The sequence below is a fragment of the Nonomuraea turcica genome (assembly GCF_030718205.1).
GTDB lineage: Bacteria > Actinomycetota > Actinomycetes > Streptosporangiales > Streptosporangiaceae > Nonomuraea.
This window is the reverse complement of sequence record NZ_JAUZQF010000024.1, coordinates 165,557-177,810: the sequence shown is the minus strand read 5'-3', so window position 1 is coordinate 177,810 and position 12,254 is coordinate 165,557. Positions and strand designations below refer to the sequence as shown.

The 12,254-nt window shown below is 68.9% G+C and carries 10 protein-coding genes and 1 pseudogene; 8 read left to right on the top strand and 3 right to left on the bottom strand.

Annotation, left to right across the window (positions count from 1 at the left end; translation table 11 throughout):
* Positions 1-115, top strand: a pseudogene (locus Q9G87_RS46100) (IS5/IS1182 family transposase); the annotation flags it as partial.
* Between the two features lie 90 nt (positions 116-205).
* Here the strand turns inward: Q9G87_RS46100 and Q9G87_RS46095 are convergent.
* Positions 206-4,078 carry an ALF repeat-containing protein gene (locus tag Q9G87_RS46095; protein ID WP_305922988.1) on the bottom strand — a complete coding sequence of 1,291 codons (3,873 nt, stop codon included), beginning with the start codon at positions 4,076-4,078 and terminating at the stop codon, positions 206-208.
* Between the two features lie 281 nt (positions 4,079-4,359).
* Between Q9G87_RS46095 and Q9G87_RS46090 the strand changes: the two genes are divergently transcribed.
* On the top strand, positions 4,360-6,888 hold the full coding sequence (locus Q9G87_RS46090; protein WP_305922987.1) for an FG-GAP-like repeat-containing protein: 2,529 nt from the start codon (positions 4,360-4,362) through the stop codon (positions 6,886-6,888).
* A 123-nt stretch (positions 6,889-7,011) separates the two neighbouring features.
* Here the strand turns inward: Q9G87_RS46090 and Q9G87_RS46085 are convergent, their stop codons facing one another.
* The gene (locus Q9G87_RS46085; RefSeq protein ID WP_305922986.1) at positions 7,012-7,278 is read right to left on the bottom strand and encodes a DUF2637 domain-containing protein; all 267 of its coding nucleotides are present in this window, start codon (positions 7,276-7,278) and stop codon (positions 7,012-7,014) included.
* Position 7,279: 1 nt separating this feature from the next.
* Positions 7,280-7,456, bottom strand: coding sequence for a hypothetical protein (locus Q9G87_RS46080; RefSeq protein WP_305922985.1), 177 nt, complete (start codon positions 7,454-7,456; stop codon positions 7,280-7,282).
* 234 nt (positions 7,457-7,690) lie between these two features.
* Here Q9G87_RS46080 and Q9G87_RS46075 point away from each other — a divergent pair, with 234 nt between their 5' ends.
* Genes Q9G87_RS46075 through Q9G87_RS46050 form a run of 6 tightly spaced genes read left to right on the top strand, consistent with a single transcriptional unit; the run spans position 7,691 to position 12,250 of the window.
* The gene (locus Q9G87_RS46075) at positions 7,691-7,828 is read left to right on the top strand and encodes a hypothetical protein (RefSeq protein WP_305922984.1); all 138 of its coding nucleotides are present in this window, start codon (positions 7,691-7,693) and stop codon (positions 7,826-7,828) included.
* 32 nt (positions 7,829-7,860) lie between these two features.
* Entirely contained in the window at positions 7,861-9,267 is a 1,407-nt protein-coding gene (locus Q9G87_RS46070) for an FAD-dependent oxidoreductase (protein WP_305922983.1), read from the top strand.
* 14 nt (positions 9,268-9,281) lie between these two features.
* Positions 9,282-9,551 carry a hypothetical protein gene (locus Q9G87_RS46065; RefSeq protein ID WP_305922982.1) on the top strand — a complete coding sequence of 90 codons (270 nt, stop codon included), beginning with the start codon at positions 9,282-9,284 and terminating at the stop codon, positions 9,549-9,551.
* A complete protein-coding gene (locus Q9G87_RS46060; protein WP_305922981.1) occupies positions 9,548-10,786 on the top strand; it encodes an MFS transporter in 1,239 nt (412 codons plus the stop codon). The genes Q9G87_RS46065 and Q9G87_RS46060 overlap by 4 nt, the downstream gene beginning before the upstream one ends.
* A gap of 31 nt (positions 10,787-10,817) precedes the next feature.
* On the top strand, positions 10,818-11,195 hold the full coding sequence (locus Q9G87_RS46055; protein WP_138667472.1) for an ArsR/SmtB family transcription factor: 378 nt from the start codon (positions 10,818-10,820) through the stop codon (positions 11,193-11,195).
* Positions 11,192-12,250, top strand: a complete 1,059-nt coding sequence (locus Q9G87_RS46050; RefSeq protein WP_305922980.1) for an ArsO family NAD(P)H-dependent flavin-containing monooxygenase — start codon at positions 11,192-11,194, stop codon at positions 12,248-12,250. Before Q9G87_RS46055 ends, Q9G87_RS46050 begins: the two co-directional genes overlap by 4 nt.
* The last annotated feature ends 4 nt before the right edge of the window (positions 12,251-12,254 follow it).

The following is a 12,254-nucleotide window of genomic DNA, read 5'->3' as shown; positions in this document are numbered from 1 at the left end:
CGCGAATGCCGTCCTGAAGAACTGGCGCATCCTGCGCAAACTCCGCTGCTGCCCGCTACGTGCAGGTCAACTCGTCAAAGCAATCTTCGTCCTGCAAGCTCGCGAGGTGCGGTGAAAAACCTTCACTATGGGTGCGCCCGGCTCCGCACCGGCACCCCGACCAGGGTGCCGGTGCGGACTTTTTTGGATCGACTCCGCTTAAGAATCAATTACAGTTCGAGATCACCCTCGTCGCCCGTGTGGTCAGGTCGATCGCGGTCACTTTGGTGACGTTGGGATTGGACATGAGCGCGGGACACTCGATGTTCTTCCAGACGCTGCCCGGACCCAGGTCTTCTCCAAGAACCACCCTGACCTCTCCTGAGACACCTCGGGCATAGGCGGCGATCACCTTCTGCCACACCTCGACCAGCAAGGGGTGAGTGGAGCCCCGCTCCGCCTGCGGAATTCCGCGGCTGCCCATGAGAGCTTCGAGCGTAGTGCCGCCCATGCCTCGCGCTATCTCAGCGGCAGCATCGGGTCCTGCCGCCACGTACCCGCCAGACGATGTCGCGGTGCGGCCCGACCAGAAGAAGGCAGTGCTCATGGCGGTGGAGTAGTCACCGGCGAGCATCGCCTGAGCAGTCGGAACGGCGGCAACTGCCTTGACTCGGCTCAGCGCTATTTGGACTTGGTAGACCGCCCCCGCACCCATTCCAGCAGCCGCGTAAGCCGTCTTAAGCGCCTGGGAGCCGACGCTAAGCCGATCAATCATCTCGCGGGAGAAAGGAATCGGGCTAATGTCAGACAGCACCTCGGCCAGCGATTTATCACCGTTGACGAGATGGTAAACTCCGAGCCCAATTTTGAAAAGGTCCCTCAGGCTGTTCCCGAATTTTGCATTCGGAATCCTCCAGGTATACATAGCGAGGGCCACGCTCGCGAAGAATCCCCAGGATTCCATCAATGCCCCACTCAGCTCAGCGGCATAAGTGAGATTTTGCACTCCTCGGAACGCGGGATCCAGGACGGACTGAATGCAGTTCTCGTAAAGTTGAGTGGTTGGCGCATACAACAGCTCGCAGAAGCCGGAGTTGAGGTATGCCCGCGGGATCAGCTCATCCGGGTCCGCAATAATGTTGCGGATACAGGTTTCGTGCCACTCGCCCCCGGGGTCGAGCAAGTTCTCCCACTCAGCGAGGTCTTCGCCACCGTAATCGACGTCGCATTGGTAGATGGCCGCGCCATAGGCGTCCTCATAGGCGGAGTAAGCCTCCTTGCCCGCCGAGATGGCACCGGCGGCATCCTTGCCGGCTCGACGGGCTGCCTCGTAGGCGGCGTTGGCCGCTTTGAAGGCCGCATTGGCGGCGTTGACGGCGACCTGGTAGGAGTGGATCGCCCAGGTGGCCGACCGGATGGCGCTGCGAGCTGAGGTTGTGGCCCGGGTGGCCGCCGCGCGGGCGGTCTTGACCGCGGCTGCGGCCTTGTCCACCGAGGCCGCAGCTTGGCTGGCATAGGTGCTTGCCTTCTGCGCGTAGCCGGCAGCCCGGCTCGCCGAGTCGAGCGCCTGCTGAGCGTAGGACGCAGCCTGAGCGGCATCGTTGCGGGCTCGGGCGGCTACGCTCTGCGCTTTCAGAGCATCCTGCGCTGCCGTCTCGGCGACCTGACTGATCTTTTGGTGCAGACCTGCGACCACAGCAAGGTGAGTCGCGCTTTCGTAGTCCCGCTCGGCTGCGGTGAACCGGCCGGTGCTGAGGAACTGGCGCAGGCCTGGGGCCGGTCCCTCCAAGGCGATCTGCGCGGCCGCCTTCAATTCCGGCCCGCTGTCCGGGTTGGCCAGGATCTGGTTGACCAGCACTCGTTCACCGATGATCGCCGCGGTGTACTGGCCGGTGTCGAGGAAGTCGCGCAACGCCTGCAGCGTGTCGGTGTCGAGGGCTTGTTGCGCCCGCTGCGCCAGCACGACGTCACCGGCCGTCTTGGCCGCGGTCAGGATCTGGTTGACCTTCGTCCGGTCCGCGCTGTAGCGGCCGGGATAGTTCTGCGTACGCAGGAAGGTCGCGACCGTCTGGTCGCTGCCGGCCAGCGCGGTCTTGGCCGCTGTTGCCAAGGCGGAGTTCTCGTTTACCGCCAGGTTCATCACCGCGAGGCGGTTGTCCTGTGCCACGGCGCCGGCGATGCCAGTGCGGACGAACTCCAGCACGAGATCGTCAGCCCCGCCCAGCGCGGCAAGCGCCGCCTGCTTGGTCCAGGCGCCCTGGCCGCTGGCCAAGTTGAGCGCGACCTTGCGGGCCGCCGCCACCGCGGCTCCGCGCTCGGTCGTCGGGTTGATCGCCACGGCCATGAGACTGTTGGTTTCGGCGTCGCGTTTGGCGGCTTGGTCGATGTCCCAGTCGGCGACGCGCTGGTGCGCCTCATACGCGACGTTGGCTGCCCGGGCGTTCTCCAATCCCTCATCACGGGCCACCGCCAAGCGCTCGGCGTCGGCGGTCCGCGCCGCATCGAACAGCGCGGCCGCCTCGGATGCGGTGTCCAGTGCCTCCTGCGCTGCCGCTGTGGCGGCGTTGGCATAGTCGGTGGCCCGTTTCGCCGCCTCTGCGGCCTCACCGGCGTGCTCCACGGCATCAAGAGCCGCGGCTGCCGCGGCCTCGGCGTTGGCTGCTGCCCGGTTGGCGGCATTTCGCGCCTTGTACGCGGCGTCGACGGCTACCCTGAGATAGTTCTCCGCCGCCCGTGCTGCCCGGACGGCCCGCTCGGCGTTGGCTCGCGCCCTCGCCGCCGCCTCGACAGCCTCCTCAGCAGCCCAGCCCGCCGCGTTGGCGAACCGGACCGCCTGCTCATTGGCGGACGCTGCCGCCATGGCATTCTCGGCCGCGCTCGTAGCGGATGCGACAGCACCGTACATGGCTTCGAACGCCTTGGCTGCCTGTTCTGCTACGGCTGCGAAGCCCCTCGTCTCCTTCGCGATCGCAGTGGCTGCCTGCGCCGCACGTCGTGCGTCCTCCGCCTTCGAGGCATCCAGGACCGCCTCGTTGGCCTTGAAATAGGCTGCGGTGGCATACTGATTGGCCTTCGTCGCCATCTGCGCGGCCAGTGCCGCTGCATGGGCGGCCGCTCGCGCCGCCCGGACCGCCGCCGCCGCGGCCTCAACGGCCACCTGAGCGGCGTCAGCCGCCTTCTGCGCAGCAGTCGCCGCCCGCTTGGCCTGCGCCTTCGCTTCAGCCATGTTGTTGCGCGCAGCCTCGGTCGCGGCAGCGGCCTCCTCCGCGGACCGGCGCGCCGCGGCTGCGGCGTCCTTGGCGCGGCCACCCTCGGCAACGGCGTTGGCGGTCTCCTGCGCCGCCAGCGCACCGGCCGCCTGTGCTTGGCCGAGCAGGTCCTGCAGCGTCGCGATCTCGTCGTCCCGCGCCGACGCCACTGCCCAGCCGTAGGTGAGGAATGCCTCCTGTGCTTCTGGCGTGCCCGCGTCGAGCGCCTTCTGTGCCGCGGCGCGGACCTGCGGGCCACCGGTGGCCATGGCCTGGTTGATCCGCAGCCGCTGGTCGGTGTTCCACTGCGCCTGCCAGCCGGACGCCAGGAACTCCCGCAGCTCCTGGGTGGTTCCGGAGTCCAGTACGGCCTGCGCCGCCTGCCTGACCTGATCGCCGCCGGCGGCCATCAGCTGGTTCACCGACACCCGCGCATCGATGTCCGACGGGCCCTGCCACCCGCTGTTCAGGAAGGTCGGGATCGCGCTCTGGTCACCCGCGGCGTCCGCGTCCATGGCGGCCCGAGCCTTCGCGCGCAATGCCGGACCACCGTCGCTGATGATGTTCGCGAGGCTGTCCCGCTGGTCGAGGCGCTGGGCATGGTTCCATCCCTCGGCCAGGAACGCGCTGACCTGAGCGTCCGTGCCCAGCAGCGCCGCCTCGGCCGCTAATCGAACCTGCGGGCCGCCCTCTTGCCAGGCCGACACCACGAGGGAGCGATTGGCCGCGACCGACACCTCCGCATATGCCGGCATCACCTGCAGCAGGTTGGCCAGCAAAGCCAGGACCACGATTGCCGCGATCACCGCCTGCCGACGTATCGACATCCGCGCACGCACATTCAGCTGCACTGCAGCCTCCGTCACCGCTCGAACTCGCACACTGGGAGCGCTGAAGGAGCGAGTCTGGTCACCGTCCGTTCAGCTCTGCGGAGTGTCACACGATGCTCAGATGCCAGGCAATACCAGACATCGGCGGATATACCAGGAACATACCGGGCTTCACTAGCCTCATCTCGTACCCGCAGAGGCGCAAGCAAGGTGAACGGGTCGTGAACCCCTTCAACCGTCACGGTCGGCCTCAGCGGCCTATCGGAAGCTTCCGCGACAGCTCATCACCGGAGGTTTTGATCATGGGTTTATCACCGCGCTGGGTGACGCTGGGCGTCGCCGCGGCGATGGCAGCGTCCTTATCGGTAGCTGTCGGCCCAGCGCCAGCCAGCGCATCTGCGATCTCGCCTCCATCGCTGGTGGACAACGGCATCTACCCCTACCCCGGGGCGGCGGAGATCCTGGCGGCGCAGAACGTCAGGCTGATCTCCGGCGACGGCCACATCCTGTTGGTCGACTGCGCCACGCCGGTACAGGGTGACATCGGCCTGCTGAAGATCTACACCACCGACGAAACCATCGGCCCCGACGGATTCGGCCGCCTCTGCTTCAAGGTTGCCGCCTCCTCCGGTGTACTGAACCTCGAAGTTCCGGGCGTCTACGAGATCCGCGGCGACGGCCAGCGTGAGGGCACCGGCCACCAGGTGACCGCGAAGCTGCGCAACGACGACGGCGAGAATCTCACCGTCAACGTGGACCCGGACGGCAGCACCTCAGTGGGCCTGGGCACCGACCCGGACGCCTCGCCCACCATGCTGCTGCAACTGCGTGCCGGCACCGGCCCGGCACCGGGCACCGGCCCGCAGGCGGCGGTCGGCAAGCTCGCCGCTGACGGCCGCGAGTGCACGGCGACGCTGGTCGCACCGCTCTGGGCGCTCGGCGCCGCGAGCTGCCTGGCCACCGATCCGAACCAGCCCCAGCTCACCGAAGGCGCGCCGGCCAGCGCTACCTATGTCGCGTTCCCCGGAAAGGCCGCCACCAAGGTCGACTGGCTGAGCCCGCGTGCCGGCCGCGACGTGGTCCTGGCCCGGCTGGCCACCCCGGTCGAAGGAATCACCCCGATCCCGGTGGCCACCGCCGCTCCCACCGGTGTCGAGCTGTCCACCGTCGGCTACAGCCGCGCCGGCATGACGGCCACCGACTGGACGACCGACCAACAGCGCAGCGCGCAGGTCACCTTCACCGGCGCCACCGCCACGACACTATCCACCGCGGCCGGACCGCTGGTGTGCAGTGGGATGGCCGGTGCCCCTGTCCTCAACGGCGGCAAGATCGCAGCCGTTCTCAGTCAGGCGGGCCAGGCCGGATGCCCTGACACCGCCGGGAGCGACAGCGCCCTCACCGCCGCCCGCACTGACGATCTCGCGACCTGGGTCAACGCCATCACCACCGCCGTGGCCGACCACACCTGGACCCTGGCCGACCTGCCCGCCACAGCCACTCCGGGCACCGCCGTCAGCACCAGCGCCGACAGCGCCTTCACCGGAACCGGCCTCCCGCTGACCGCCACCGCCGGCGCGACCTGGAAGACCGGCGACACCTTCAGCCCGGCCGTCGAACTCAACGGCACCACCGGAACCCTTTCAGCCAGGGGGCCCGCCGTCGTCACCGACGCCGACTTCAGCCTCAGCGCCCGGGCCAAACCCGCCGCCGGTGGCACCGTTCTGTCCCAGGACGGCGTCAACACCGCCGGCTTCAAACTCTGGGCTGAGAACGGATCCTGGCGCTTCGCCATGAGCCGATCCGACGTGGCCAGTCCCGTCTGGGACACCGCCATCGCGCCCGCGGGCAGCGCTCCGGCCGGTGTCTGGTCACAGGTCGCCGTGACCTACAAGGCCGCCACCGGCGTCGCGATCCTCTGGGTCAACGGACGGAACGTCGCCAGCGTGAGGCACACGGTGAAGTGGAAAGCCACCGGCGCACTGCGCGCAGGCGCGCACAAGACCGGCGCCGCAAGCCTCGGCGGCCACTTCAAGGGCGTCCTGTCCACTCTCCAGACCTGGAACCGGCTTTCACTCACACCCGCGCTGAACAATCACGACTTCGACGGGGACGGCCGTAACGATGTCATCATCAGCGACGGAGCCGGTGACCTGTGGATGTATCCGAACCAGGGCGGCTCGGGACTGACCACCGTCAGCGTCAGCAACCGGGTAAAGATCGGCAGCGGGTGGGGTTCCCTGAGATGGATCGTCACTGACTGGGACGCCGACGGCCTTGCCGACGTCGTCATGTCAGGCTCCGACGGCGTTCTGTGGATGTATCCCAACCAGGGCGGATCTCTGTCCTCCAGCGGCAAGAAGCAGATCGGCACCGGCTGGGCCAACTACGTCCACGCCGCAGGCAACGCCAACAGCATCCCGCACGCCGACCTGTTCGGCATCAACAAGAGCAACGGCGCGCTGTATTACTACCCCGACGGGGGTGGCAAGACCCAGATCGGCACCAGCGGCTGGACCGACTTCCGCATCTTCCCCGCCGATTTCAGCGGCGACAACCGCGCCGATGTCATGGCGATCGACACCTCGGGCGAGCTCTGGTTCTATGCCAACACGAGCCAGAACGGTGTCACTCTTGCCGGCCGTACCCAATCCGGCACCGGCTGGAGCAATTACAAGGCCGCGGCCATGGATCTGAGCGGTGACGGCAAGACTGACCTGGTCGCCCTCGACGGCAGTGGCGATCTGTGGGTCTATCCCGGCAATGGCAACGGTCGCTTCGGCAGCCGCTCCCAGATCGGGGTCGGCTGGACCGTCACCGCCATCGGCTGACACGCGCAATTCGGTGGGCTGGACGTCGGCGTACAGCCCACCGATCTGTTGTACGTCCCGAGCAACTCCCGGACGTCGTCAAGGCCGGACCACAGTGCATCGAGCCGGGCGCCCCGGTTTGCGTCACTGGCACCGTCCAAAACTCGCCAGGCTGCCGATGACCAGCAGGATCCACGCCAGCGCTCCCCCGCGGCGGCCGTATCTGCCGGCAAGGAGGATCAACATCGACGAGGCCACGATCACGCCGTCCACCGCAAGCGGGATCAGCATCGCCCCCAGCGAGCTCTCACTGTGTCGCAGTGCCAGCTCGTACATGTGCCGATACGACACGACAGCTGCGATGCCGGCCATCAGCACCACCGACAAGGTGGTGAACGACGGGGATTCCATGTCACAGGCCGTAAGCGGCCAGGGCCTTGCTCGCGTAAGCGGCGATCGGGGCGGCGACGTGGGCGGCGTCGCGGTGCACTCCACGCAGGGTGTTGGAGGCGAAGGAGCGCTGGAACTCGAGCCCGACGTAACCCAGCCCCAAGTGGGTGGTGGAGATGCCGCCGACGTGCAGCGGCAACCCGGTGTCGTCGAGGGCGCCGAGCGGCTGCAGGATGCCCTGCAGGCGTGCTGCCCTCCCGGGGACGGCCCGCTCGCCGGCGGGTGCGGATAGGCCCGGACCAGGTCACCCCTCGATAGGGCTCGCGCCGATCCGGCGTCTCGGCAACTTAGGCCAATATCTAATTTGACAGATCTCTAATCAGTGGGGCATGCTGCGTACTACTTCGAAAAGCATCTAAACAGGAGATGTGCGATGCATGCTCTACTGCGCTGGTTCCGCCGTGACACCTCCATCACGTTCGACGAGATCCGCGGCGAGGTCTGCGACGCCGCCTGCCGGGCCGGCGCCGCGATCGATCGTGCCCGCACCACGAGCCTGATGCTCCGCTAGCCACCCGACGACCGAATGCGAGTGAGGCAATCATGAGTGACGGATGCTGCGGCACCACTGCGCCCCTGGAGGCAGAGCAGCCCATGAGCAGGATCGAGGCCGGCGAGCTGCCGGTGGTGGTCATCGGCGCGGGCCCGGTCGGTCTGGCCGCCGCCGCGCACTTGGCCGAGCGCGGCCTGGACTTCCTGGTCTTGGAGGCCGGCGAGCAGGTGGCCGCCTCGGTCGCGCAGTGGGGGCACGTCCGGGTGTTCAGCCCGTGGAAGTTCAACATCGACGCCGCCACCAAGCGCCTGCTGGAGGCCGACGGCTGGAGCGAACCGGACCCCGAGTGGCTGCCCACCGGCGCCGAGCTGATCACCGACTATCTCGCTCCGCTGGCCAAGCTGTTCGGAGACAAGGTACGGCTCGGCACCAAGGTGACGGCGATCAGCCGCCTCGGCTATGACCGGGTCCGGACCAACGGCCGCGAAGACGTCCCGTTCCTGATCCGTCTCGACGGCGGTGAGGAGTTGCCGGCCCGCGCGATCATCGACGCCTCCGGCACCTACTTCACGCCGAACGTCCTGGGCGCCAGCGGCCTGCCCGCCTACGGCGAGGCCGAGGCCGGCGAGCTGGTCGACCACGCCCTGCCCGACGTGCTCGGCGCCGACCGTGAAACCTACGAGGGCAAGCACACGCTGGTCGTAGGCGCCGGCCACTCGGCAGCCACCACCTTGCTGGCCCTCGCACAACTCGACGACACTCAGATCACCTGGGCGGTCCGCGCCGGCAGCGCCAGCCGTACTTATGGCGGCGGCGCAGCCGACGCGCTGCCCGCACGTGGCGCGCTCGGCACTCGCCTGCGCGCCCACGTCGAGTCGGGCCGCATCCAGCTGCTGACCGGCTTCTTCGCCCACTCCGTCACCCGGAGCGGCGACCAGGTGAGCGTGGTCAGCCGTGACCCGTCCGGTGCCGAGCAGTCGGCCACGGTGGACCGCATCGTGGCCGCGACGGGCTACCGCCCGGACCACTCCATCGCCTCCGAGCTGCGTCTGGACCTGGACCCGATCCTCGGCTCCACCCGGCACCTGGCCCCGCTGATCGACCCCAATCAGCACTCATGCGGCACCGTGCCCGCGCACGGCGTCGACGAGCTGGCCCACCCCGAACCGGGCTACTACGCCGTCGGCGTCAAGAGCTACGGCCGCGCCCCGACGTTCCTGATGGCCACCGGCTACGAGCAGGTCCGCTCGGTCGTCGCGGCCATCGCGGGCGACTGGGAGGCGGCCCGCGACGTGCAGCTCGACCTGCCGGAGACCGGCGTGTGCTCCTCCAACCTCGCCGAGGCCCAGGAGCAGCGTGTAGGCCTGGCCACCGGTATCAGTGGCGGCCTGCTGGCCACCCCGTTGCCTCTGGCCACCGTCGGTGCCTCCAACGACGGCGGCGGCTGCTGCGGCTGAAAGCAGGGATCGACATGTCAGACGGATACCCCACCGCCGCCCAGAAGGAGGCCTTGCGCCTCATCTGCGACCACGGCCGGTTGCACACCGAAGAGCTGGGCCGCCATTTGGTCAGCGCCCGGCGATCCAGCACCAACCCAGGCTTCGCACCGGCCATCGCCCGCATGGCCGGCACCCTGGCCTGGCGGCTGGAGGCCCAGGGCTTCATCGCCGAAACGGGAGACGAGTGGACGACGACCGCGGACGGCCGCCGCCTGATCTCGTGCTCCAGCGAGCCGGAGTGAGCTCCACCACCGAGACCGCCGCCCCAGGAACCAGGGGCGGCGGTCAGCCGCGTTCCGGCCACGGCCGGCGGATCGTCGCCGCGCTGGCCGTCACCCAGACCATCGGGTACGGCGTGCTCTACTACGCCTTCTCCGTCTTCCTCGCGCCGATGGCCCGCGACCTGCACGCCACCAACGCCCAGATCGCCGCCGCGCTCACCCTGTCGATCCTGATCGCCGCGCTGTGCGCCCCGCTGGTCGGCCGCCGGCTCGATGCCCGCGGCGGCCGTGGCCTCATGACCGCCGGATCGATTCTCGGCACGGTCGCCGTGCTGGCCTGGTCGCGGGTGGAGAGCCTGTGGCAGCTGTACGCGGTGTTCGCCGCGATGGGCATCGCCTGCGCCATGGTGCTCTACGAGTCGGCCTTCGCCGTCATCGTCAGCTGGTTCGACGGCCCTGCCCGGGAACGCGGCCGGGCCAACGCCCTGCTCGCGCTCACTGTCGTTGCCGGTTTCGCCTCCTCGATCTTCCTGCCGCTCACCGGGCTGCTGGTGCAGTGGTACGGCTGGCGCCAGGCCCTGGTCGTCCTGGCGCTGATCTACGGCCTGGCCGCGATTCCCCTGCACGCGCTCGTCCTGCGCCGCCGTACCCACCTCAAGCAGGAGCTCGCCACAGCAGAAGAGCGTGCCGGCATCGTCAAGGCCGCCACCCGCCGGCGGCCGTTCTGGCTGCTGGTGCTCGCCTTCACCGCCAACGGCGGCGCGGCGGCGGTCATGGCGGTGCTGCTCATCACCTACCTCATCCACCTCGGGCACTCCCCCGTCCTGGCCGCCACGCTGGCCGGACTTCTGGGGGTGCTGTCGGTGACCGGACGCCTGCTCACCACTGGCCTGCAACGCCGCCTGCCCGCCGCACTCATCGCCGCCGCGATCTTCACCCTGCAGGGCGTCTCCGTCCTGCTACTGCCGCTGGTCGGGCACACAGTGCCGGGCGCCATCGGCTGCGTGCTGGGATTCGGGCTGGGCTTCGGCATCGCCTCCATCACCCTGCCGCACCTGCTGGTCGGCCGGTACGGCACCGCCGCCTACGCCTCGTTGTCCGGCCGCATCGCCGCCTTCTCCGTCGCCGACAAGGCCCTCGCTCCGCTGGGAGCGGTCGCGCTCGCCCAAGCGGTGGGCTACGTCTGGGTGATGGGCGCGGTCGCCGCCGCCTGCATGATCGCCGCGTTCGCCTTGGTCGCCTACCATCGCGTATGATTTCGATAGATTTCGAAGTAAGGGGTGCCGGATGACCGCCGTCACGATCCAGTGCTGCGCGCCGATCGCGCGCGAGCCGTTGTCGGAGACCGACGCCGCCGAGCTGGCGGTCATGCTGAAGGCCGTCGCCGACCCGGTACGGCTGCGCCTGCTGTCGATGATCGGCTCCCACGCCGGTGGCGAGGCCTGCGTGTGCGACCTCACCGACGCCTTCGACCTGACGGCGCCCACGATCTCGCACCACCTCAAGGTCTTGCGTACCGCGGGCTTGATCGACGGCGAACGCCGCGGCACCTGGGTCTACTACCGGATCATCCCCGAAGCGGTGAACAAGCTGGGCGCCCTGTTCGCGCCGCTCACCGAGCCCGCGTCCAGCAGGCCCGGTGAGCTGGAGCTCACCCCTGCATGACCGATGCACCCCGCACGGTCGATGTCCTGGTCATCGGCGGCGGCCAGGCGGGCTTAGCCGCCGGCTACTACCTGCGCCGCGCCAAGGCCGACTTCGTCATTCTCGACGCCCAAGACCGACCGGGCGGAGCGTGGCGGCACACCTGGCCCTCGCTACGGCTGTTCTCGCCCGCCCAGTACAGCTCGCTGCCCGGCCGCATGATGCCCTCGCCTCCCGGCGGCGGCTGCCCGAGTGCCGAGGACACCGTCTCCTACCTGGCCGACTACGAGCAGCGCTACCAGCTCCCGATCATCCGGCCCACGACGGCGCGCGCCGTCCGGCGCGGCGACGGGCATCTCGTCGTGGAAACCGACAGGGACGTCTGGCAGGCCAAGATCGTCATCAGCGCGACGGGAACCTGGTGGCGCCCCTATATCCCGCACTATCCGGGCATCGGCGACTTCCGCGGCCAGCAGGTCCACACCGCCGGCTACCGAGGCCCGGAGACCTTCCATGGTCAGCGCGTGGTCGTGGTGGGCGGCGGCAACTCCGCCGCCCAGATCCTCGCGGATCTTTCCACCGTCGCGCACACCACCTGGACCACTCTGCGCCCGCCCCGCCTACTCCCTGACGAGGTAGACGGCCGCGCCTTGTTCGACCTTGCCACCCGCCACCACAGAGCAGCCCAGACCGGTGAAACCGCACCCGGCATCGGTGACCTGGGCGACATCGTCGCCGTCCCACCCGTCCGTGAGGCTCGCGACCGGGGAGCGCTCAAGGCCGAACCGATGTTCGCCCGCCTCACACCCTCAGGGATCGCCTGGAGCGACGGCACCACGCTGGATGCCGACGCCATCATCTGGTGCACCGGCTTTCGCCCTGCCCTGGGCCACCTGGCGCCGCTGCGACTGCGCGGCCCTGACGGGCTCATCCCGACCGAAGGCACCCAAGCCGTAAGCGAGCCACGTCTGCACCTGCTCGGCTACGGCGACTGGACCGGCCCCGCCTCGGCCACCCTCATCGGCGCCGGCCGCACCGCCCGGCAACTCGCCGCCAAGATCGCCGCCCAGCTGTAGCCGC